Source organism: Comamonas sp. 4034, from assembly GCF_050434545.1.
GTDB classification, from domain to species: Bacteria; Pseudomonadota; Gammaproteobacteria; order Burkholderiales; family Burkholderiaceae_C; genus Comamonas; species Comamonas odontotermitis.
Window position 1 is genome coordinate 128458 of record NZ_JBNDIT010000009.1, and the last position, 23020, is coordinate 151477.

Genomic DNA, 23020 nt, shown 5'->3' on the forward strand with positions numbered 1-23020 from the left:
AAAGCGGCACCGGGCCACCCGGTGCATTGCAGCGCAGCATAAACGATTTTGGCGTTCGCTCAAGTTCTGCGCGGCAAAGCTGTCACGCAGGCGAATGCCCATCAGTCAGGCTGCAGTATACGCTTTCGCAGCAAGTGAGCATGCACTGCACCCGCCTTCATACTGCGCTGCAGCATGAACCCCAGCGGTGCCAGGCGCTCGTCGCTCCAGGCTTCGGGGGCCTCCAGGTAGACAAAACCTTCCTCGGCCAGCGCCTGGTGCGCGGCTTTGAGCGCGGGCTCGAACAAGGCGCCAGAGAACGGCGGATCGAGAAAGATCACATCCCAGCGGCCGCTGCCCGACTGCAAGGCCGCCAGCGCATCTCCACGCGACACCTCGACCGTCGTGGCGCCCAGCTTCTGCACCAGTTGCTTGAGCTGCGCAGCCAGCTGCAGATCGGATTCGACCATGCGCACCTGTACCGCGCCGCGCGATGCGGCCTCCAGCCCCAGCGCGCCGGTACCGGCAAAGGCGTCCAGGCAGCGCCAGCCCGCCAGATCCTGCCCCAGCCAGTTGAAGAGCGTCTCGCGCACACGATCAGGCGTGGGCCGCAGATCGGGCTTGGTCAGCACGGCCAGCTTGGTGCGGCGCCACTGGCCGCCGATGATGCGTATCTCGCCCGCTGCCGACGCGGCCACGCGCGCCGAGCGGCTTGCGCCCGAGGCTTTGCTGCCCGGCGCAGCAGTGGCGGCGGCAGGTTGGCTGGCCAACGCCTGCAACGCACGCAGGCTGCGCTCGTCCTTGATGGTGCTGCGTCCCATTACTGCTTGGCTCCTGACTGCACGCCTGCGGCAGCTGCTTCTGCCTTGGCTTCTGTCTTGGTACCCGCTTTGGCTCCGAGCACCACGGTCACTTCCTTGTCCGGTTGCACCATGCGAGCCATGGCCTTGCGCACATCATCCTTGCTCAGGGCCTCGACACGGTCGGTCCAGTGGTCCAGGTAATCGAGTGGAAGTCCATTCCACGCAATGTTGGTGACGTTGCCCAGCAGCTTGGCATTGCTGTCCACGCGCAGCGCAAAGCCGCCGATGAGGTTGTCCTTGGCGTCGCGCAGTTCCTTGTCGGTCGGCCCCTCGGCAATGTAGGTGGCCAGCACTTCGCGCGTTACCTTCAGCGCCTCGGCGGCCTGGTCAGGCCGGGTTTGCAGGCCGATCTGGAAGGCGCCCGCATCCAGCCCCGGGTTGAAGGTGGAATACACGCCATAGACCAGGCCACGCTTTTCACGCACCTCTTCCATCAGGCGCGATGCAAAACCGCCGCCGCCCAGAATCTGGTTGCCCAGCATCACGGCCAGAAAATCGGGGTCCGCACGGCGGATGCCGGGCTGCCCGATCAGCACCTGCGCCTGGGCTGAATCAAATGCAATCTGGATTTCCTCCGCCTTGGCCAGGGGCTGCACAGCGGGAACCACAGGAGGCGGCGCGCACTGCGCCCGAGGCGTTGCAGGCATCTTGGCCAGCAGGCGCTTGACGAGCGCATCGGCCTGCGCCTTGTCAAGCGCACCCACCAGGGTCACCTTGGCGCGGCAGGCGTCCACCGAGCGTGCCAGGTACTGGCGCATGGCAGCAGGGTCGATCTGGGTGAGGGTTGCTTCCGTTGCGCGCTGGCCGTAGGGGTGCGAGCCAAACACGGCCTTGCCGAAGGCGCGTGCCGCCACCACGGGCGGGCGCGTGTTGCCTTCCTTGATCGATGCATTCCAGCGCTCGCGTTCGCGCTGCCAGACGGTCTCGTCATAGCTGGGCTGGGCCATCTGGCGTGCCGCCAGGTCTGCCGCCTTGCCCAGCAGGCTGGTATCGGTCAGCGAGCGCAGCGAAAAACTCAGCGCATCGTTGCTGGCCGCAGCTTCGAAGGTGGCACCCAGGTCTGCCCAGGCTTCGCCGACGGCGTTTTCGTCCAGCGCGGGCTGGGCACCATCAGCCTTCACGCCCTTGGCTACCATCATGGCGGCTGCACTGGCCAAGCCTGCCTGGGCGGCTGGGTCGCGACGGCTGCCCGCGTCAAAATTGATCTGCACATCCACCATCGGGATCGTCGGGCTGTTCACCAGCCAGACCTGCGCACCGCTGTCCTGCGTCCAGTGCTCGATGGGCAGCAGTGCCCAGGCGGAGTGCGAAGCCAGCAGCGCAACGGCGCCGCCGATCAGAGTTTTGTAAAAAGCTTTGTGCATGGGTTTCTCACCTGCCAGAGCCGTGCTGCCAGGGCATGCACGGCAAAATATCATTGCTTTGAGCCTGAGGCGCACAACTGGTGCGCGCTACACGCTATCAATTCAGTAGTAACTGCACCAACTGCGATCTGCGAGGCTGCTCCTTTGGAGAAGCATGCTGTCCGATCGCGGCTTGCGCAAGCCATGTTCCATCGTTCCCGGTCAGTGCACCGCACCATCCTTGCCTTGCCCGGCGCTGCGCTTCTGGGCAGCGCGGTCGGCATCGGTCAAGGGCTGGGGCAGCAAGGTGGCCACGGTCATCTGATCGTCGCCAAAGTAACGCGCCGCCACATCCTTGACCTGCGCGGGGGTCACCGTCTTGAGCAGGGCGAGCAGGCGATCATTGGTGTCGAGCGGCAGGCCCAGGACCCAGTTCGAGCCCAGGTCATTGGCCTGGCCGAACACCGAGTCGCGCTCATACACGGTCGATGCCTGCCATTGCGTGCGCACGCGCGCCAGCTCGGCCTCGCTCACGCCTTCCTTGGCCACGCGCGCCACTTCGGCGCGCAGCGCATCTTCCACCTCCTTGGCAGTCTTGCCCTGCGATGGCACACCACCCAGCATGAAGGTGGACGGCCCGCGCGCCACCACGCTCGCGCCGCTGAAGGCGGCATCCGCCACACGCGCCGGGCCTTGCGTCAGGCGGCGGTCGAGGCGCGCGCCGTCGTAGCCACTCAGCACCGACGACAGCATCAGCAGCGCCATCGCATCCTTGTCGCTTGCCTGGGGCGCCACGATATTGCGCAGATCGGGCACCTTGAAGCTCATCAGCACATAGGCCTGCTCGGCGGGCGCCTTGAAATCGACCCGGCGCATGCCTTTTTGCAGCGGCTCGGGGCGGGGCTTGCGCTCTGGCAGTGCCTGCTTGGGGATGCTGCCGTAGTATTTTTCGGCCAGCTGGCGCACTTTTTCGACATCCACATCGCCTGCGATCACAACCGCAGCGTTCTCCGGCACATACCAGGCCTTGTGGAAATCACGGGCGTCATCGGGCTGCATCGAACCGAGGTCACCCATCCAGCCCACCACGGGGCGGTGGTAGGGCGATGCCTGCCAGGTGGCGGCGTTGAGCTGCTCCATCAGGCTGGAGCGCGGGTTGTCATCGGTGCGCATGCGGCGCTCTTCCTTGATGACTTCGATCTCTTTCTTGAATTCGCTGTCGGGCCACTGGTTATGGGCAAACCGGTCGGATTCGAGGCGCATCACGTCTTCGAGCTTGCCAGCCGGAATCTGCTGGTAGTAACCGGTGTAGTCGCGGTTGGTGAAGGCATTTTCCTGCCCGCCCAGCGCCGCCACCTTGCGCGAGAAATCTCCCGGCGGCACCGTGGGCGTGCCCTTGAACATCATGTGCTCCAGCACGTGGGCGAGACCCGAGCGGCCATCGACCTCGTCCATGCTGCCCACGCGCACCCAGACCATGTGCACGGCCGTCGGCGCGCGCTTGTCCGGCTGCACGATCAGCGTCATGCCGTTGGAGAGGGTGAACTGCTGCGCACCGGCGGCGTTCTGGGTGATCACGGGCACCGGAGGCGGCGACGTGGCCAGCGCGAGCGATGCCCCGCTGCCCAAGGAGGCCATCACGGCCAGCAAAGTGAAGGAACGTTTCATAGAATAGGCTGATTCTACGTAGCCAACAATGTTCAGTTTTTTCAAGAAAAAATCTCCTGCTGCCGACGCAGCACCTGCCACAGCTGATGCAGCGCCCGTTGCCGAGCCCACCCCGGCACCCACGCCCGCACCTGCGCCCCTGCCAGTATCTCCCCCTGCGGCTGAACCGGCCAAGCCCGGCTGGCTGCGCAATGCCCTGGGCATGGGCGGCAAGGCCGAGGCACCTACGGTCCTAGAGCAAAATACGCCATCAGCGCCCGTCCAGCAAGCGCCAATAGCTCCTATCACTATAGCACCCGAACCTGCGAGCGACCGTGGCAGCTGGGTGAACCGGCTCAAAAGCGGCCTGCGCAAGACGGGTTCGAGCATTGCCACTGTCTTTACCGGCACCAAGATCGACGAGCAGCTGTACGAGGAGCTGGAAGAGGCCTTGCTGATGGCCGATACCGGCGTCAAGGCCACGCAACACCTGCTGGACGATCTGAAACAGCGCGTCAAGGACAGCAAGACCACCGATCCCGCAGCCGTCAAGGGGCTGCTGGCTGATGCACTGGCCGATCTTCTGGCACCGCTGGAAAAGCTGTTGGTCATTGGCGAACACAGCCCCACGGTCATCATGGTCGCAGGCGTCAATGGCGCGGGCAAGACCACATCCATCGGCAAGCTGACCAAGCACCTGGCCGATGCAGGCCAGAGCGTGCTGCTGGCGGCGGCCGACACCTTCCGCGCCGCCGCACGCGAGCAGTTGGGCGTCTGGGCCACGCGCAACACGGTCGAAATCATCAGCCAGGAAGGCGGCGACCCGGCAGCCGTCAGCTTTGACGCGGTGACCGCCGGCAAGGCGCGCAACAAGGATGTGGTGCTGGTCGACACCGCAGGCCGCCTGCCCACACAACTGCACCTGATGGAAGAGCTCAAGAAGATCAAGCGCGTGGTGACCAAGGCCGATGGCACGGCGCCGCACGAGGTGCTGCTGGTGATCGACGGCAATACCGGCCAGAATGCGCTCAACCAGGTGCGGGCGTTTGACGACGCCCTGCAACTGACGGGCCTGATCGTGACCAAGCTCGACGGCACCGCCAAGGGCGGCGTGCTGGCCGCCATTGCGCAGGAACGCCCCATTCCCGTGTACTTCATCGGCGTGGGTGAAAAGGTCGAAGACCTGGAAACCTTCAGCGCCAAGGAATTTGCCCAGGCCCTGCTGACCTGAATACACGGCAGACACCGCCCATCCAAGCCCCGCACTGCGGGGCTTTTTCGTTGCCGCATGCAAGGCCGTGTCCGCACGCAAATCAAGCGCAGCCGCCCCAATGCGCGGAGGGCACCGAAAGCAGGCGCTCACCATTGCTCCGTGCAAGCGCATTTCCGTGGCACCTTGTCATTGTAATTTCATGCAAATTTGCTATTTTTTGCACTTTCTTGGCAAAAGCCAATTGGTTCCCAAAACAATGCCTGCGGGCAGGAGGATGCATGAAATCAAGATGGCAATTACTGTGTACCGGCGGGCTCTGGGCCATTGCTGGCCTGGGCGGCGCGCAGGCGGCGGCTGTGCTGACCCAGAACTTCGATGCGATGGCTGTCGACAACACGGTCGGCTCCACCCCACCCGCAGGCTGGACGGCGCGCACCTACTACAGCGATGGATCGGAAGGCCCGGTGGAGGTGACCACGGGCTCTGCCACCTGGCTGGGCTGGAAATTTCTGAACAAGAGCACCTGGGTCGCCCAGAAAACCACCAACGCCACCACCAAACGTGGTGATTTCGCCCTGGGATCGAACGGCATTGCGCTGATCGAGTCAGACGGCTTGCGGGCAGCCAAGGTCTACAGCGCAACGCTGGAGACCCCTGCCGTCAACGTGGCTGCTGGCAAGAAGTACCAGCTGAGCTTCAACACCCACTACCGCCAGGGCCAGGCGCCGCAGACCGCCGACGTGATCGTCAGCTTCGACAAGGGCAGCGCCCAGACTTTTGCCCTGACCGCCGATACGCTGAACCAGGCCTTTCAAAGAACTCTGACCGTGCCTGCCGATGCCACTACCGCAAAGATCAGCTGGAACTACCGCAGCACCGCCAACAACTGGTACTGGGCCGTGGACGATGTGCTGCTGGACGAAGACACCAGCGCGCCCCCCGCGCCTTTCGACCCTGCCAAGCTGCCCGATACAGCAGCCAGGCCCACGCTGAGCGTCGGCCCCACCCTGCAGAACCCGGGCCCCGACCGCATGGCGGTGATGTTGGAAACCACCGAACCCGCCCCCACCGTCTGGCTGCGCAAGGCCGGCAGCACGGGCCCGTACACATTGGTGCCCGCCATCAATCCGGTAGGAGATTTTGCCGACAACAGCATCTTTTTTGCCGATCTGCAGGGGCTGCAGTCGAACACGCTGTATGAATACGCCGTGGTGACCGGCACCAGCGCAGCGCCCAAATTGGCAGGGCCGTTCCAGTTCAAGACCTGGCCCAAGGAAGGCGATGGCGTCACCAGCGCCAAGTTTGCCGTCGTCTCCGACACCCAGGACGGCCTGGCCAACCGCTTCAAGAACATCACCCAGAGCGTGATCAACAACGATTGCGCAGGCGTTGCCGCGCAGTGCGCACAGACCGTGGCCGGCTTCATGGTGCCGGGCGATCTGGTCAACTCGGGCGGAACCCGCAGCCAATGGGCCAGCCAGTTCTTCGGCCCGCTCAGCACCATCTCCGCCTACGTACCGCTGATTCCCGCCCCCGGCAACCACGAGTATTTTGCCAACGAGCAGGCCAGCGAAGGCGCCGAGAAGAACTGGGCAAAGACCTACCGCAAGTACTTCAACCGCATGCCGGCCAATGGATCGACCAGGCACCCGCTGCACTGGTATTCGCTCGACTACCTGGGCATGCGCATCGTGGGCAGCGACTTCAACCCGGCGTCGGCAATGCACAACACCGGCGGCTGGAACAGCTACGACAACGGCCGCGGCCTGTTCCGCGCCGACTACATGCGCGAGCACCTGGATTGGTTCACCGGCCTGATGCAGAAGACCCGCCAGGACAGGAAGCCCTATATGGTGCTGCTCAACCACCACCCTTGCCTGAGCGAGAAATGGCGCCAGGGCGAGGTCATGGCGGCCTGCGATTTCATCTCGCAGATGGAAGACTATGGCCGCAGCACCGGCGCCATCACCGTCAACCTCAACGGCCATGTGCATTTCTATGAACGCGGCAACTCGATGGACAGCCGCCACCTGTGGCTGAACGTCGCGTCAGGCAGTGGCAACCTGGAAAGCGCCAGGCAGGAAGACGACAGCGACCTCGATGTCATCGCCAACACCAAGCTCACCTTCGGCTACGGCACGCTTGAAGCGCGCTTTGGCGGTGCGGCGCCCGCACTGGCGTGGAAGCGCTATGACCTGGGTGCCTCAGCCACCAGCACCACCCCCGACGACGCCATCTCCATAACCAGCGAAAAGTGGGCTGTGGCGCCGCAACTGGCGCAGGCCAAGCTGGGCAAGGTCGATCCGGCATCGGTCCAGCTGTCCTACAACACCGTCGGCGTGTCCGGTGTGTACGAAGCCCAATGGCAGTTGTCCAAAGACTCGCAGTTTGGCAAGGCGCAGCCGGTGTACGACGTGTGGGGCAACGACACGCGCCGCGAAAACTGGAGCTATATCAACGGTGTGCGCACCAACACCCAGAACGGCGTGGACATCTCGACCCTGGCCCTGGGCCAGTTGCTGGCCAACCCCAAGCGCGTGTACCCGAACGTGGGCGCTGCCACCCCGCGCGCCAAGGTCATGACCGCCGTGGTTGCCGGCGGCAACAGCCTGCTTGACCGCTGGAGCTGTGCCTACAAATGGGACGACAACGGCGATATCGGGCCCGATCGCCAGGGCGGCCGACAGTGCTTTGCCCGCCTGTTGCAAGGCGATGGCAGCAAAGGCTCGGCCTTCGACCCCTTTGGCGGCAAGGCACCCGAAGTGCTGAAGCTGGGCACCGACGAGCGCTGGTACTGGCGCGTTCGCGTGCGCGACGAGCACCTGAACTGGTCGGACTGGAGCGCTGCCGGGTCCTTCGAGCTTGGCAACCCGGCACCAGAGCCCGAGCCACCGGTCAAGGACCTGATCAACGTTCAACTCCCCGGCTCCGCAGGCGGCCAGCCCGCCGTTGGTTTGCAGGTACAGGCTTCCGCCACTTGCCAGAGCACCCAATCCAGCACCGCCGCCGTGCCCGCAGGCCTGCTGCCGCGCAGCCTGCAGGCGGCCTCCGGCCTGGTGTCCTTTGCCATCGCTGACTGCAACCAGCAGGGCTTCAGTGCCCAGGTCAAGCTCACCCTGCCCAAGGACCTGCCTGCCGACAGCCGCGTGATGAAGGTGAGCACAGGCGCAGACGGCAAGCCTGTGGCCACCGATATCACGGGCCAGGCGAGCATCTCCGGCAATGCCGTGAGCTACACCATCACCGACGGTGGCGCGCTGGATGAGGATGGCAAGACCAACGGCGCGATTCTTGATCCGGTGCTGGTCGCCACACCTGCAGCCGTCGATCCTGATCCCAACCCCGGAACAGGCCAGCCCACCCCTGTGCCCGTAGGCCACCCTGTGGCCCTCCTGCTCGCATCTGCCCTGCTGGCAGGGGCCGCAGGCTGGCGCCAGCGCCGCAAACGCTGACCGGCATGCACAGCCAGCGCACTGCGCTGGCTGCCACTGCCTTTCTATCCGTGCTACCGTGGCCCTGATGGGCCACTTTTTTTTACAATCACCCGGGCGCAGAATCGGCGCCAGTTGCCACCTCTGAGGGTCGTCTCCCATGCTGCAAGAAGACAGATTTACCAGAATCCAATCGCTGCTGAGCGCTGCAGGTCGGCTGAGTACCGAACACTTGATTCAGGACATGCAGGTATCGCGTGAAACCGTTCGGCAGGATCTGCTGGCCCTCGAATCCATGGGTCTGGTGCGGCGCGTGCATGGTGGCGTGGCCGGGGTCACCCAGCAGGAGCCGCCCTTTGTGCAGCGCCAGGCCATGCGCGTGGCCGAGAAGCGCGCCATTGCCAAGGCAGCCGTCAAGCGTCTGCAGCCGGGGCAGATGGTGTTTATCGATGCCGGCACCACCACCGCCATCCTCGCCGAGGAACTGAGCCTGCTCTCTCACTTGGTAGTCGTCACCAATTCGATCACTGTGGCACTCAAGCTGGCACCTTCGCAGCCCAATGGCGGGCACGGCAAGGGCAGGCGGGTGATTCTGCTGGGCGGCGACACCAACCCGGAAATCCCCAGCACCTATGGCGAAGTCACCCTCAACGAAATACGCCGCTACCGTGCGGATGTCGCCATGGTCTCCCCGGTTGGCATCAGTGCGCAGGACGGTGTGACCTTTGCCAACGAACACGAAGCCAGCCTTGCCACCGCCATGGTGGCCCAGTCATCCGCCTTCTGCGTGCTGGCCGACGACAGCAAGATCGGCGTGCGTGGACGCTATGCCGTGGCCGCCACACCCGAAAGTCAAACCCTGGTGACCAATGCATCGGCACCCAATGCGGCGGCCTTGGCTGCCCTGCGTGCGCAGGGCGTGCAGGTGGTGGAGGTGTGAGCCTTCACGCCTGCAGCGGCGCCGTCACCTCTGCGGCGACCCAGGCTGCATAACCGGGACTTGCCTGGCTGTCGCCCCACAGCCACTGGGGCAACTGGTAAGGATGCAGAGGCTTGAGCAATTTTTGAAGCGAAAGCTGCTGCGCCAACGTGGTTTTCCAGGTGATGCGCCATTCGGCACTGTTCTGCAACTCACCGTTCCACCAGTAGTACGACTGGATCGCCTCCACCTGGGCGCACGCCGCCAGTCGGGCATGCACACCTGCGGCAGCCAGTCGCTGGGCGGCGGCTTCGCTGTCCACGGTCGTACACAGCCAGGCAATGGTGGAGGGGTGGGGGTTGGAAATCTGCATGGCAGGAATGGTACAGGAAGCGGTTGGCACCCAATTGCTATCAATAAAAGAGCTATTTACGCTTAACCCATAAGCACCAACTGCCATTTTCCCCTATATTCGGTTTATTGGAGGCTACTGGAAAAATTTCCAGTTATTTTGTAGTCCGACCCGGAACTTTCAGGCCACGAATCGGCTCCAACCCGCCATGAAAATACATCGCTTACCCTCCATCGGCCAGGCTTCGCGTCGCCCGTGTAAGCCATGACCGACAGCCCAGGCCAGCCATAGGACGACACATGGCAACGGCGCCTGGTAAAGAACTATAAAGCACTCCCAAAACCATAGCTTTCTACGCTTGATGGGCAAGCGTAAAACTGATCTTTCATCCATATCAAAGGATGGAAAAATCCATCCTCGCGGCGGGAACTCCCACCAAATTCAGGGAATCTCACCGGTGTTACTATGCATCGCATAGACGAAAGGACTTCTAGCGTGACAACTCATACTGGAGCCGCCATCACCTCTACCGCATTGGCTCCTGCAAACCCATGGTCGTTGGTACCTCCCCTGGGTAATCTGGACGCATACATCTCTGCAGCCAACCGCATTCCCATGCTGACTGCAGAGGAAGAACTCAATTACGCCAAAAAGCTCAAAGCCACTGGCGATGTGGATGCCGCTGGCCGCCTGGTGCTCTCGCACCTTCGCCTCGTTGTATCCATTGCCCGCCAGTACATGGGTTACGGCCTGCCACATGGCGACCTGATCCAGGAAGGCAACGTGGGCCTCATGAAAGCCGTCAAGCGCTTCGACCCCGATCAGGGCGTGCGCCTGGTGAGCTACGCCATGCACTGGATCAAGGCAGAGATCCACGAGTACATCCTGAAGAACTGGCGCATGGTCAAGGTGGCCACCACCAAGAGCCAGCGCAAGCTGTTCTTCAACCTGCGCTCGATGAAGCAAGGATTCAAAGCCGACGCCGGCATGGAAGACGGTGTCATGCACCGCGAAACCCTGTCCGAGAGCGAGATCGACCAGATGGCCGAGCAGCTCAACGTCAAGCGTGAAGACGTGATCGAGATGGAAACCCGCCTGTCGGGTGGCGACGTGCTGCTGGACCCCAGCCCTTCGGACGATGGCGAGCAGGCCTTTGGCCCCATTGCCTACCTGGCCGACGCTTCGCATGAGCCCACGGCCATGCTCGAATCGCGCCAGCGCGATTACCTGGCCACTGATGGAATCCAGGAGGCATTGGCCACCCTGGACGAGCGCAGCCGCCACATTGTGGAAGAGCGCTGGCTCAAGGTGAACGACGACGGCTCGGGCGGCATGACGCTGCACGACCTCGCTGCCGTCTATGGCGTAAGCGCCGAGCGCATCCGCCAGATCGAATCGGCTGCGATGAAGAAAATGCGCAAGGCTCTGGCCGAGTACGCGTAAGCCTCAAAGCGGCGGCGCACAAATGTGCCGCAATTGGCGATAATCGAAAGCGCACAGGCTGCCAGGCCTGTGCGTTTTTTTGTGGCCTGCTGCGGATTCGGCGGACGTATAAGCGCATAAACCTCCACCTCAGCAAGCCGGTTTACCTATGGAGTTTTCGATGACTTTCACCTTGCCCCGCCGCAGCATGCTGACCGCAGCCCTGGCCGCCACCTGCATGGCTACCAGCGCCTTTGCTGCTGACAACTGGCCCAGCAAGCCCCTGCACCTGATCGTAGGCTTTCCCGCAGGATCGTCGCCTGATCTGACGGCACGTGCCCTGGCCGAGCCGCTGGAAAAAGCCCTGGGCCAGACCATCATCGTGGAAAACAAGGTGGGCGCTGGCGGCAACATTGCCGGCGAATACGTGGCCAAGGCCGACGACCATACCTTCAGCGTGATGATCAATGGCAACATGACCATTGCCAAGCTGTTGAACCCGGCCGTGCGCTACAACCCGCTGACCGACCTGCAGCCGGTCAGCCTGATCGGCGTGGCGCCGCTGGTGCTGGTGGCGCCCGCTTCAGCCCCCGAAGGCAAGGCGTTCTTCGACGCCGCAGCCAAGGCTGGCAGCAAGTGGAGCTATGGCTCACCCGGCGTGGGCACCGTCGGCCATCTAGGTATGGAATTGCTCAAGAGCCGTTCCAAGCTCAAGCCCGAGCACATTCCGTATGCAGGCTACCCTCAGGTGTTCAACGGCATCCAGGGCGGCGACCTGCAGCTGTCCATGCTGCCCCCGGCGCTGGCCATGGCGCAGATCCAGGCAGGCAAGCTACGCGGCATCGGCGTGACCTCTGCCGCCCGCAGCCCGCTCGCCCCAGGCCTGCCCAGCCTCAAGGAGCTGGGCGTGAACAATTACGACCTGGAAATCTGGAACGCCGTTGCTGCGCCCAAATCCATGGCCAAGGCCCATGTCGAAAAGCTGGCTGCTGCAGTGGGTGAGATCGTGCGAAGCCCTGAGATGCGCGCCAGGCTTGCCGCGCAGGGCTGGCAGGCCGTGGGCAGCTCGCCGGAAGGGCTTACCAACCGCATCGATGCCGATGTGAAGGCCCTTGGCACTATCATCAAGGAACAGAACATCCGCGCACAATAAACGCCCATGACCGCAGCCCAAGTCTTTACCAACCTCAGCGCCTGGCAGGTGATGGCTTGGGGCTTGCTGTTTTTCACAGCCCTGTACCTGGCAGGCGGCTTTGGCATGACCGCCCTCACCCGCTTCCTGCAAAGACTTGGCATCGGCAAGGTGCTGGACACGCGGCCGCTCAAGCCCGACCAGCTGCAGCGCGAGTGGCGCCAGTCCTTCCATTCAATCCTCATCTTCGGCCTGGGCATGATCGTGCCCTGGGGCTTTGTACAGCTGGGCTGGGCACGCTTTGCCGTCAACCCATCGGCCTGGCAGATTGCCATCGAGATCTGGGTGCTGCTGATCTGGAACGATGTGCACTTCTGGATCAACCACCGGCTGCTGCACACGCGCTGGCTCAAGCGCTTTCATGGCGATCACCATCGCTCCGTGGTGGTCACGCCGTGGTCCACCTACAGCTTCCATCCGGTGGAGGCCATGATGATGGGCAATGTGATTCTGGTGCCCATGGTGGTGCATGACTTTGCCTTCTGGTCTCTGGCGTCGGTGCCCGTCTTCAGTCTGGTGCTGAATGCCATTGGCCACTCCAACTACGAATTCTTCCCCTCCGTCGGCCCGCGCCACCCGCTCGCCGCCAGCCGCCGTCACCATCTGCACCATGCGCGCCCTGCAGGCAACTACGGCTTTGCCTTTGCGTTCATGGACCGCTGGATGCGCAGCGAGGCCGATCCGCTGCCTGTGCGTCCGGCACCGGCGCGCTCCACGCAATCTGCGCCCTGACGACTCTGCATGCCGCCCAGCGCCAGCATTCCGCCCCCGTCCCCCCCTCTGCGCCTGCGCCATTGGCGCGATTGGCAATCGCTGCTTTACCTTGCCACCCTGCCGCTGATCGTGCTGTGGCAGTGGCAGCACGGCTGGGTCTGGTGGCTCTATGCCGTGGAGCTGTTCCTGACTCTGGGCGTGGGCGTGATCCACCACAACCACACGCATCTGCGCATGTGGCGCGGCAGACACAGCCGCTGGGCCAATCGCGCTACCGACTACTGGCTCACCCTGCTGCAGGGTCACCCCACCTTTGTGTTCTGGCCGGCCCATGTGGGTAACCACCACCGTTACCGGCACAGTGAGCGCGATATTGCCCGCACCTACCGTTTTGGCGGTGATACCAACCACCTGTGGGGCTACCTGGCCCACCCGGTGCAAGCGGCCTGGGTGCTGTATCCGCTGTTCATCCGGTGGCTGGGCAACTTACGGCACCACTGGCCTGGTGCCTTTCGCTATTGCATGGGTCAGTATGCGCTGTGGCTTGGCAGTTGGGCGGCGCTGCTGCTCATCGACTGGAAAAAGGCGCTGATCCTGGTCATCATTCCGCAACTGCATGGCCTGCACTGGCTGCTGGCCACCAATTATCTGCAGCACGCCCATGCCGACGGCAGGCGTCTCAGCCGGGCACAGCGTGATACCGAAGGGAGCATGCTGAACTACGCGCGCAATTTCGAAGGCCTGGTCAACCCCTTGCTGTTTAACATTGGCCTGCATACGGCTCACCATGAATGCCCGCACGCCCATTGGTCGGAACTGACGGGGCTGCATGACCGCATCTACCGCAGCCGGGTTGATCCAGCGCTGAATGAAGGCGGCCTGCTGCCCTATATGGCGCGGGTGTTTGTGGGTGGGCTTGTATGGCGGCCGGCACGTAGCCGGTCGTTGATGCCACCGATGGAGAAAAAGTAGTCGTCTATGCCAGTTTCCTATTCACAGGTCTATGTCCAGTCTGCCGGTCTCTTCATGCCCGGGGAGCCCGTTACCAACGACGGCATGGACGCCTATGTGGCGCCCCTCAACCGGCTGTCGGAACGCATCAAACGCCGCATCCTGGCTGAAAACGGCATTCAGAAGCGCTACTACGCCATTGCACCCGACGGCAGCACCGTGTTCAGCAATGCGCAGATGGCCAAGGCCGCCATTGAGTCTGCGCTCCAGCAAGCAGGCCGCAGCCTGGAAGACATCGGTTTTCTGGCCAGCGGCTCCTCTGGTGGCGATGCACTGATGCCCGGCTTTGCCAGCATGATTCAGGGCGAGATGGCAGCCCCCCCGATGGAGTTGCTCAGCGTACACGGCGTATGCGCGGCCAGTGTGGGCGCACTGCAGGGAGCCGCCCTGGCCGTGGAGCACGGCCAACACGCCCATGCCATGGCCGTGGCCAGCGAGATGCCTTCGCGTCTCTTCAAGCGCTCGCGCTACGCCGCGCAGGGCTACGACACGGATTTCGACGCCCACTTTCTGCGCTGGATGCTGAGCGACGGTGCCGGTGCCGTGCTGCTGGGCCGCGCAGCGCCCATTCCGCAGCGGCCCGATCTGCGCTTGAAACTGCACTGGACGCACCAACGCAGTTTTGCTGGCGACTACCCGGTGTGCATGCAGCTGGGGCTGACGCACGACCGCACGCGCAGCCATCTCGATTTCCCATCATGGACGGACGCCGAGGCCGCAGGCGCGCTGGCGCTGCGGCAGGACATTCGCCTGCTGCCGCACCTGTTTGACGTCTGTATCCACGAGTACGCCCGCATTGCCCACCAGGGCTGGCTACCAGAGCGTGGCATTGATCATTTCCTGTGCCACTACTCGTCGGAAAAATTCATTCCCGTGGTCGATGAGCTGCTGAACAAGGCACAGCTGTCCATCCCGCGTGAGCGCTGGTGGAGCAACCTGGCCTGGCGCGGCAACACCGGTGCAGCTTCCATCTTCGTGATGCTGGCCGAGTACCTGCAGACCCACCACGACCAGCTCAAAGCCGGCGACACCATGCTGTGCTTTGTGCCCGAATCGGGCCGCTTCACTGCAGGCTACATGCTATTAGAATTGGAGCATGCTACGCAATCCAGTCAAGCGCCATCCAGCAGTTTCGTTCAAAAAATTGCATCTGCACCAGATGCCATCGCCTCTGCCGCTGACTCTGCGCTGATCGCACCACCCCACGACCCTGCCAGCGCGCCGCAGGCCCTGGCGCCGCTGCTCACCGAGCTGGCCAGCATCTGGCACGACTACCGTTCGCAGGTCTGGCGCACGCCACTGGTGCGACGCATTCGCAGCGGCCATATGGAGACGGATGACTACCTCTGCTGGATGCGCCAGTGGATTCCGCAGGTGCGTGAAGGCAGCCTGTGGATGCGCGAGGGCGCAGCCTCGCTCACCGGCGACTACGCAATGCTTGCCGCACTGATGGGCGTGCATGCGGGCGAAGAACAGAACGACTTCAAGATCCTGCACCAGGACTATCTGAATGCGGGCGGCACCATCACCAACATCGACCAGTTGCAGCGCAACCCGGGCGGCCAGGCGCTCAACAGCTACCTGCACAGCCTGGCGGCCACCACCAATCCGATTGGCTTGCTGGGGGCCATCTACATCATCGAAGGCACAGGCCAGCGCATCGTGCCCAGCTTGCTGCCGCTGCTGCGCCAAAGCCTCGACCTCGGGCCGGAGTGCTTCCGCTTTCTGGAATACCACGGCGCCAATGACGAAAACCACCTGGAGCGCTGGCTGACGGCCGTGCAGATGGTGATGGCGCTGGACACCACGGGCGATGCCCCGCGCGCCATTGCCGCTACGGCACGCCACACGGCCCAGCTGTACCTGATGCAGTTTGCGCATATCCTGGAAGACGCTGCTCCAAACCGGGCGGCCACGGACCCGCTATGACCGATTTCCGCGACATTCCACACGACGAACGCGATCCCAGCCCATGGCTGGCCCTGTACCTGGACGACAGCACGCCGGTGCCAGACCATGTGAAGGCCGCATGGCTCAAGGATTCCAGCAGCCGCTCACGCCAGTTTCTGCTGCCGTTTCTGCGGCCACTGGCGCGTACCAGCATCATCTTGATCCAGATCCTCAAAGTGCTGCTGCCCAAGACCTGGGCGCATTCCAAGCTGCTGCACCGCACCCTCGCTTTCAGCATGAACCGCTTTGTCTCGCCCGAGGCCAACTGGCTCATCATGCGGCACTTCCATCTGGGCTCACAGATCCTCGCCTTCATCGGCGGCAACGCACCCACCAAGGTGGCGACCAACCCGTTGGAGCCGGAATCGATCGACGACATCAAGGACGAGTTGTTCCTCAAGCACGACCTGAACCTTTTCAACTTTGTCATTCGTCTGAACAAGACATTGCGTGCCCACGGCCAGCACATCGGGCCCGTGCCCGAGCCCGATTTTGCGATGCTGCGCGAGCCGCCACTGCGGCTGGAAGACATGCCGCGCGGTGCCTTCAACATCCTCGACCTGCAAAGCGCCATCGAGGTCTACACCCCTGTGTACCAGCTGCTGCTGACCGACAACGATTTCTGGCGCGCCAGCAACTCGTTACAGCTGGACGAAACCGTGGCCATCTATGCCGCCAAGATCCTGTCCTCGCCCGAGCATCTGGTGATGCTGAACAACAAGCACCCGCTGGTACCGCTTTCCACCTTGCGTGCGGGCCATCGGCTGGTATTGCATGGCCTCTCCACCGAAATGCTGCACTGCCTGCTGATACGCATGGCGACAGGGGAAACGCCCCTGCCCAGCCGTGAGATGGCCAAGGTGAAGCAAGCTGCCGAGCGCGTAATGGAGCACCGTGATTGAATCTGTTCTGAATGGCAGGGTTCTTGCTTGAAGCCCTAGCCATGACAAACCCATTCACGCATCTGTGATCTCCATGCCGAAGCCCTTCTCGCCCCCCGCTCACTGGGCCACCTGTGGCGCCCGCCATGTGGCCGTGTACGGCACCCTGCGCGCTGGCGGCATCAACGACATTGCGCGCCTGGACCCCGATATTGTTTGCTTGGGCCACACCACGCTCACCGGCACCTTGTATGACCTGGATTGGTATCCCGGCCTGCAGCTGCAGGGCACCCAGCAGGTGCTGGCCGAGGTCTACCCCATCGACGAGGCACTGGAACAGGCCATGGACCGCATCGAAGGCATCTGGCCCGAGGATGTGGGCGAGTACACCAAGCAGGTGCAGCGCCTGGTGGTGCATTGCGCGGATGGCAGCCAGCGCACCCTGAATGTACTGGTCTATGAAGCCCTGCCACCTACCGTATCGGGCAAACCAATACTGGCCGTGCGCGACTGGCTCGCCTGGTACCGGAGCCAGGGGCGCACCTATCCCGGCAACAGCTTTGCGCTCAATACGCAGAGGTCCTGACAAAAACCTGGAACAAGGATCGGTCAGACCGCCAGCAGCCCCTGCTTCTCAATGAAAGCCACCACCTCATCCAGCCCTTCCAGCGTTTTGAGATTGGTCATGACAAACGGCTTGAGTCCCTTGGCGGTTGTGCGCTGTTTCACGGTATCACTGCGCATGATGTCCAGATTGGCGCCCACATGCGGCGCGAGGTCGGTCTTGTTGATGACGAACAGATCGCTCTTGGTGATACCGGGGCCGCCCTTGCGCGGAATCTTCTCGCCTGCAGCCACATCGATCACATAGATCGTCAGGTCACTCAGCTCAGGGCTGAAGGTGGCAGCCAGGTTGTCTCCACCCGATTCGATGAAGACGATGTCGGCATCGGGAAAATCCTTGAGCATCCGGTCGATGGCTTCCAGATTGATCGACGCATCCTCGCGGATGGCGGTGTGCGGACAACCTCCGGTCTCTACCCCCATGATGCGTTCAGCAGGCAGCGCGCCGCTGATGGTCAGCAGGCGCTGGTCTTCCTTGGTGTAGATGTCGTTGGTGATCGCAATCAGATCCCACCTGTCACGCATGGCCTTGCAGAGCATTTCAAGGATCGTGGTCTTGCCCGAACCCACGGGCCCGCCAATGCCGACACGCAGCGGGGGCAGCTTCTTGCTGCGATGGGGAATATGGTGCAATGCGGATGTGTTCATGATCTGAAGAGCCTTGAATACTGGTGTTCATGCTGGGCAGAGAGAATCGCCAGCATAGGTGAAAACGCCTGCCGTGCGGCGTCTGGCAGCGCCAGTGCACAGGCAACGGCCTGCGGAATTTCCTGCGCAAGCCGCGCGAGAATGCGCTGCCCTGCACTCTGGCCCAAAGGCACCGCTTTGACAGCCGCCTGCACCAGGTTCTCTGCCCAGCCAAAGGCGTAGGCCAGCAACGCATCATGGGCCGATGCGCCCGCGCAATGCGCGGCAAACGAAAAGGCAATTGGGTAGCTCGCATCCTGCGCGGCCAGCCAGGTGACAGTGTCCAGAATCGATACCTGACCGGCATGGCGGTTCCGGAGCCACTCCACCAGGGAGCGCCCCATTTGCTCGGTCTGTAGCCGCAACTCGCTGCTCTCGCGCGTGGTGCGCACCCATTGGTTCAGCTCGGCAATGCGCGGCAGGTCTGTGGCTTGCCAGGCGCTTGCAGCCTGGGCGATCACGGCAATCTCGCCGCGCGACTGGCTCAGGTGCAGCTGCTGCACCAGCCAGTCGCCCGCTTCGCTTTCCGTGGTGACCAGCGACGCGTTGATGGCAGCCTCCAGGCCCTCGGAGTACGAAAATCCGCCAATCGGCAGCGCCGGCGATGCCAGCCACATCAGCTGCAGAAAGCTGTGTGCCAGCAGTGCAGGCTGCACTTCAGTGGTTGTGCCCGTGATCGTTGCCATGGTGGTGAGCGTGGTGGTGGCTGTGCCCGTCATGGGTGACATGCCCGCCATAAGCGCCCCCTTCGGGCTCAAAAGGCAGGTCGGCCTGCGCCACCTCCATGTGCATGCTGCGCAGCATGTCGGCCAGCACATGGTCGGGTTCGATCTTGAGGTGATCGGGTTGCAGCTCAATCGGCACATGGCGGTTGCCCAGGTGGTACGCGGCGCGCATCAGATCAAAGGGAGTTCCGTGCACAACGCAGGCCGTGATGCGCAGCACCTTCTGCGGTGCAGCCAGCACCCGGATCAACGATCCATCTTCAGCCACGAGCACATCGCCGCCGCGCACCGCCTGTCCGCGCGGCAAGAAAACGGCCAGCTCGCGCCCCTGGCTATCAACCGCAGAAAAACGTGATTTCTGGCGCACATCCCAGTCAAGCTCCACCGTGGCCGCGCGCTTGAGCAACACCGCCGCCAGCCCGTTGCCCGACACAATGCATTTGGATACCTGCAGCATGCCTTGCCTCATCGGATGGCTCGCGTCATGAAGCAACTATGGGGATCGAGCTGGTAGCTCCCAAACGGTTCACACAGCTCAAAGCCGTTGCGTGCATAAAACCTGCGCGCTGGCGTGAAAAACGGCTCAGTACCGGTTTCCAGGCTGATGCGTTCCACGCCACTGGCGCGTGCCTCATCCAAGACATGCGCAAGAATACGTTGTGCAGCATCACTGCCGCGGTATGCGCCCTGCACCCGCATGGTCTTGAGCTCGACATGGGCGGCGTCCAGTTGCTTGAGCGCGCAGGTGCCTACCAGCGCCGGGCCTTCCGGCTGCTGCATCCATGCAGTCCAGAACCGAATATCCGGCTGGCGCAGTTTCTCCACATCCAGTGCATGTACGCTTTCAGGTGGCGATACCTTGCGCATGTCGTCGAGATGCTCTTGCAAAAAGCAGATGACCAGTGGATCGGTCGCGGGATCCAGAACGAAATAAAGCTGCATCATTCACACACTCAGAATAAAAAGTACCGCTGCGCCATCGGAAGGCAGGCCGCAGGCTCACAGGTCAGCAACTGGCCGTTGGCCCGCACCGCGTAGGTCTGGGCATCGACCTCCATGTGCGGTGCCAGATCGTTATGCACCATATCGCTCTTTTTCACGCCACGTATGCCTTTGACGGCAGACAGCGTCTTGTGCAGGCCAAAGCGCTGGCCAATATCGGCGGCCAGCCCGGCTTGCGAGACAAAGGTGAGCGATGTCCTTGCAATCGCGCCGCCAAAGCTGCCGAACATGGGCCGGTAGTGCACGGGCTGCGGCGTGGGGATGGAGGCGTTGGGGTCACCCATGGCGGCCATGGCAATGAAGCCGCCTTTGAGAATGCACGTGGGCTTGACGCCGAAGAAGGCTGGCTTCCAGATCACGATATCGGCCCACTTGTCCACTTCCAGGCTGCCTACTTCGTGGCTGATGCCATGGGCAATCGCAGGATTGATGGTGTACTTGGCGATATAGCGCTTGATGCGGAAATTGTCGTTGCGCGTGCCATCCCCCGCGAGGGCACCGCGCTGCAGCTTCATCTTGTGCGCGGTCTGCCAGGTGCGCAGGATCACCTCGCCCACGCGGCCCATGGCCTGGCTGTCAGAGCTGAACATGCTGATGGCGCCAATGTCGTGCAGGATGTCTTCCGCAGCGATGGTCTCCTTGCGGATGCGGCTTTCGGCAAAAGCCAGATCTTCGGCAATGCCCGCATCCAGGTGGTGGCAGACCATGAGCATGTCCACATGCTCGTCCAGCGTATTCACTGTGTAGGGGCGCGTAGGGTTGGTGGAACTGGGCAGCACATTGGCCTCGCCCACCACCTTGAGGATATCGGGTGCGTGGCCGCCACCCGCGCCCTCGGTGTGGAAAGTATGGATGGTACGGCCCCTGAAAGCGGCCACCGTGTCTTCCACGAAGCCGCTTTCGTTGAGGGTATCGGTATGGATGGCGACCTGCGTGTCGGTGTCTTCGGCCACGGTGAGGCAGTTGTCGATGGCAGCGGGCGTACTGCCCCAGTCCTCGTGCAGCTTCAGACCGATGGCGCCTGCAGCAATCTGTTCATGCAGCCCCTGCGGCAGGCTCGCGTTGCCTTTACCCAGAAAGCCCAGGTTCATGGGAAAGGCATCAGCCGCCTGCAGCATGCGCTCCATGTTCCAGGGGCCGGGGGTGCAGGTGGTGGCAAAGGTACCTGTGGCAGGGCCTGTTCCCCCTCCAATCATGGTGGTGACGCCACTGGTCAGGGCCTCTTCGATCTGCTGCGGAGCGATGAAATGGATGTGGGTGTCAATGCCGCCAGCCGTGACAATGCTGCCTTCGCAACTGATGATCTCGGTGCCCGGGCCGATGATGATGTCCACACCCGGTTGCGTATCAGGGTTTCCGGCCTTGCCAATGGCGGCAATGCGTCCATCTTTGAGGCCGATGTCGGCTTTGACGATACCCCAGTGGTCGATGATCAAGGCATTGGTGAGCACCGTGTCCATGGCGCCTTGCGCGCGGCTGCGCTGGCTCTGTGCCATGCCATCACGAATGGTCTTGCCGCCGCCGAACTTCACTTCCTCGCCATAACCGCCCGCGCGCAGCGTGAAGTCCTGCTCCACTTCAATCACCAGATCGGTATCGGCAAGGCGCACGCGGTCACCGACCGTGGGGCCATAGGTTTCAGCGTAGGCGCGCTTTTCCATCGTAGCCATCAGAGCACTCCTTGCACCAGGCCGCAAAAGCCATACACCTCTCGGCTGCCACCAATATCCACCAGTTCAACCGTGCGCTGTTGCCCCGGCTCAAAGCGCACCGCCATGCCGCTGGCAATGTTCAGCCGCATGCCGCGCGCTACAGCGCGGTCGAATGCCAGACCCGCATTTGTTTCGGAAAAATGGTAGTGGGAGCCTACCTGGATGGGCCGGTCGCTGGCGTTGTGCACCACCAGCGTCACAGTGCGGCGGCCACTGTTGAGGGCGTGCGCACCCTCGTCGATCAAGAGTTCACCGGGGATCATGGCGTCTCCTGTCAGGCCAAACGAATCAGCAGGAAAGCGCCGAGCAGCGCAGTACCCACGCCACCCAGCCGAGCCAGCCATTGGTGGCGCTGCATCAACCCATGGCCCAACCCCATGCCTGTGATGTGCAGAATGGCCGACCCCAACGCCATCCCTGCCAGCGCACCCAGGGCCGCAAGGCCACCATCGCCTGCCAGCTCATACCCATGCGCTGCACCATGAAAGAATGCAAAGCCTCCTGCCAGCGCCGCCGCCGCAACCCAAGGCATCTTGCTTTGCACCGCCACCAGCAGGCCCAACGCCAATACCGAGGCAGCAACCATAGGCTCCACCCCCGGCACCCGCAGCCCGGCAAAACCTGCAACTGCGCCAACTACCAGCATGGCAACAAAAGCGACCGGTACACGCCAGGCGGCCTGAAGCCGAGGAAAGGCCAACACACTCCAGACGCCCACGGCCAGCATGGCTGCCAGGTGGTCAAGACCGGTGAACGGGTGCACCAGGCCCTGCACAAAGCTGTCCGCCAGGCCATGTGTGTGCGAGTGATCGCCGCCATGTGCCAGTGCAATGGCAGGCAGCATGGGCAGTGCGGCAAGGGTGATGGAAGTTACTTTTTTCATAACGATTTGGGTTGGACGACTATCGGGTTCGAGAGATTTCAGATGATGGGTTCGTGCACGGTGACGAGTTTGGTCCCGTCGGGAAAGGTGGCTTCGATCTGGATGTCCGGGATCATCTCGGCAATGCCGTCCATCACATCCGCGCGCGTCAGCACCGTGCGGCCTTCGCTCATCAACTGGGCCACGGTCTTGCCATCCCGCGCACCTTCCATCACAAAGGCACTGATGAGCGCCACCGCTTCCGGGTAGTTGAGTTTGAGGCCCCGGGCCATGCGACGCTCGGCCAGCAGAGCCGCCGTAAAGATCAACAGCTTGTCTTTTTCGCGTGGAGTGAGTTCCATGGAGGCTTGATTCCGTATCCTGAAGTATTTGCCGGTACACGCCATCGCGCGCCGGTGCCAAAGATATGGAATGACACAGTGCAATATTCGGGCCAACCGTGCACACCCTTGGAGCACAGGCACCAGAGA

The 23020-nt window shown here is 62.7% G+C and carries 22 protein-coding genes; 10 read left to right on the forward strand and 12 right to left on the reverse strand.

Translation table 11 applies throughout. The features are described 5' to 3' along the window. Window positions 1-101 precede the first annotated feature (101 nt). From rsmD to ABIE32_RS11890, 3 genes are all read right to left on the reverse strand, one after another. Window positions 102-800, reverse strand: a complete 699-nt coding sequence (gene rsmD, locus ABIE32_RS11880; RefSeq protein ID WP_429016331.1) for a 16S rRNA (guanine(966)-N(2))-methyltransferase RsmD — start codon at window positions 798-800, stop codon at window positions 102-104. Beyond that, complete coding sequence (locus ABIE32_RS11885; protein WP_429016334.1) at window positions 800-2206, reverse strand: M16 family metallopeptidase; 1407 nt, start codon at window positions 2204-2206, stop codon at window positions 800-802. The genes rsmD and ABIE32_RS11885 overlap by 1 nt, the downstream gene beginning before the upstream one ends. A gap of 201 nt (window positions 2207-2407) precedes the next feature. Further along, on the reverse strand, window positions 2408-3853 hold the full coding sequence (locus tag ABIE32_RS11890) for a M16 family metallopeptidase (protein ID WP_429016337.1): 1446 nt from the start codon (window positions 3851-3853) through the stop codon (window positions 2408-2410). A gap of 28 nt (window positions 3854-3881) precedes the next feature. Here ABIE32_RS11890 and ftsY point away from each other — a divergent pair, with 28 nt between their 5' ends. From ftsY to ABIE32_RS11905, 3 genes are all read left to right on the forward strand, one after another. After that, window positions 3882-5063, forward strand: coding sequence for a signal recognition particle-docking protein FtsY (gene ftsY / locus ABIE32_RS11895; protein ID WP_429016339.1), 1182 nt, complete (start codon window positions 3882-3884; stop codon window positions 5061-5063). 260 nt (window positions 5064-5323) lie between these two features. Beyond that, entirely contained in the window at window positions 5324-8497 is a 3174-nt protein-coding gene (locus ABIE32_RS11900) for a metallophosphoesterase family protein (RefSeq protein ID WP_429016341.1), read from the forward strand. A gap of 139 nt (window positions 8498-8636) precedes the next feature. Continuing rightward, window positions 8637-9416 (forward strand): DeoR/GlpR family DNA-binding transcription regulator, encoded by a 780-nt coding sequence (locus ABIE32_RS11905; protein WP_429016343.1) that lies wholly within the window; start codon window positions 8637-8639, stop codon window positions 9414-9416. A gap of 4 nt (window positions 9417-9420) precedes the next feature. Here the strand turns inward: ABIE32_RS11905 and cutA are convergent, their stop codons facing one another. Further along, window positions 9421-9768, reverse strand: coding sequence for a divalent-cation tolerance protein CutA (gene cutA / locus ABIE32_RS11910; protein ID WP_429016344.1), 348 nt, complete (start codon window positions 9766-9768; stop codon window positions 9421-9423). Between the two features lie 444 nt (window positions 9769-10212). Here cutA and rpoH point away from each other — a divergent pair, with 444 nt between their 5' ends. From rpoH to ABIE32_RS11945, 7 genes are all read left to right on the forward strand, one after another. Continuing rightward, the gene (rpoH, locus tag ABIE32_RS11915; RefSeq protein WP_395024840.1) at window positions 10213-11190 is read left to right on the forward strand and encodes an RNA polymerase sigma factor RpoH; all 978 of its coding nucleotides are present in this window, start codon (window positions 10213-10215) and stop codon (window positions 11188-11190) included. Window positions 11191-11350: 160 nt separating this feature from the next. After that, window positions 11351-12322, forward strand: a complete 972-nt coding sequence (locus ABIE32_RS11920; protein ID WP_224151446.1) for a Bug family tripartite tricarboxylate transporter substrate binding protein — start codon at window positions 11351-11353, stop codon at window positions 12320-12322. Window positions 12323-12328: 6 nt separating this feature from the next. Then, a complete protein-coding gene (locus tag ABIE32_RS11925) occupies window positions 12329-13093 on the forward strand; it encodes a sterol desaturase family protein (RefSeq protein ID WP_429016347.1) in 765 nt (254 codons plus the stop codon). 9 nt (window positions 13094-13102) lie between these two features. Beyond that, window positions 13103-14047, forward strand: coding sequence for a fatty acid desaturase (locus ABIE32_RS11930; RefSeq protein WP_429016348.1), 945 nt, complete (start codon window positions 13103-13105; stop codon window positions 14045-14047). Between the two features lie 6 nt (window positions 14048-14053). Continuing rightward, a complete protein-coding gene (locus ABIE32_RS11935) occupies window positions 14054-16015 on the forward strand; it encodes an iron-containing redox enzyme family protein (RefSeq protein WP_429016350.1) in 1962 nt (653 codons plus the stop codon). Then, entirely contained in the window at window positions 16012-16938 is a 927-nt protein-coding gene (locus ABIE32_RS11940; protein ID WP_429016353.1) for a DUF6999 family protein, read from the forward strand. The genes ABIE32_RS11935 and ABIE32_RS11940 overlap by 4 nt, the downstream gene beginning before the upstream one ends. Window positions 16939-17011: 73 nt before the next feature. Next, a complete protein-coding gene (locus tag ABIE32_RS11945) occupies window positions 17012-17503 on the forward strand; it encodes a gamma-glutamylcyclotransferase family protein (RefSeq protein WP_429016355.1) in 492 nt (163 codons plus the stop codon). Between the two features lie 23 nt (window positions 17504-17526). On the opposite strand, the gene ureG is transcribed toward ABIE32_RS11945, so the two are convergent. From ureG to ABIE32_RS11985, 8 genes are read right to left on the reverse strand one after another with little or no spacing between them, the layout of a single operon-like run. After that, the gene (gene ureG / locus ABIE32_RS11950; RefSeq protein WP_224151440.1) at window positions 17527-18189 is read right to left on the reverse strand and encodes an urease accessory protein UreG; all 663 of its coding nucleotides are present in this window, start codon (window positions 18187-18189) and stop codon (window positions 17527-17529) included. Beyond that, on the reverse strand, window positions 18186-18914 hold the full coding sequence (locus ABIE32_RS11955) for an urease accessory protein UreF (RefSeq protein ID WP_429016358.1): 729 nt from the start codon (window positions 18912-18914) through the stop codon (window positions 18186-18188). The genes ureG and ABIE32_RS11955 overlap by 4 nt, the downstream gene beginning before the upstream one ends. Next, entirely contained in the window at window positions 18886-19410 is a 525-nt protein-coding gene (ureE, locus tag ABIE32_RS11960; RefSeq protein ID WP_429016360.1) for an urease accessory protein UreE, read from the reverse strand. The genes ABIE32_RS11955 and ureE overlap by 29 nt, the downstream gene beginning before the upstream one ends. Window positions 19411-19418: 8 nt before the next feature. Beyond that, the gene (locus tag ABIE32_RS11965; protein ID WP_429016362.1) at window positions 19419-19895 is read right to left on the reverse strand and encodes a GNAT family N-acetyltransferase; all 477 of its coding nucleotides are present in this window, start codon (window positions 19893-19895) and stop codon (window positions 19419-19421) included. 11 nt (window positions 19896-19906) lie between these two features. Next, window positions 19907-21625, reverse strand: coding sequence for an urease subunit alpha (gene ureC / locus ABIE32_RS11970; RefSeq protein WP_224151436.1), 1719 nt, complete (start codon window positions 21623-21625; stop codon window positions 19907-19909). Continuing rightward, window positions 21625-21930, reverse strand: a complete 306-nt coding sequence (locus tag ABIE32_RS11975) for an urease subunit beta (protein WP_429016365.1) — start codon at window positions 21928-21930, stop codon at window positions 21625-21627. Before ABIE32_RS11975 ends, ureC begins: the two co-directional genes overlap by 1 nt. A gap of 11 nt (window positions 21931-21941) precedes the next feature. Further along, entirely contained in the window at window positions 21942-22550 is a 609-nt protein-coding gene (locus tag ABIE32_RS11980; protein WP_429016368.1) for a HupE/UreJ family protein, read from the reverse strand. Window positions 22551-22588: 38 nt separating this feature from the next. Beyond that, window positions 22589-22891, reverse strand: a complete 303-nt coding sequence (locus ABIE32_RS11985) for an urease subunit gamma (RefSeq protein WP_429016370.1) — start codon at window positions 22889-22891, stop codon at window positions 22589-22591. Window positions 22892-23020 lie beyond the last annotated feature (129 nt).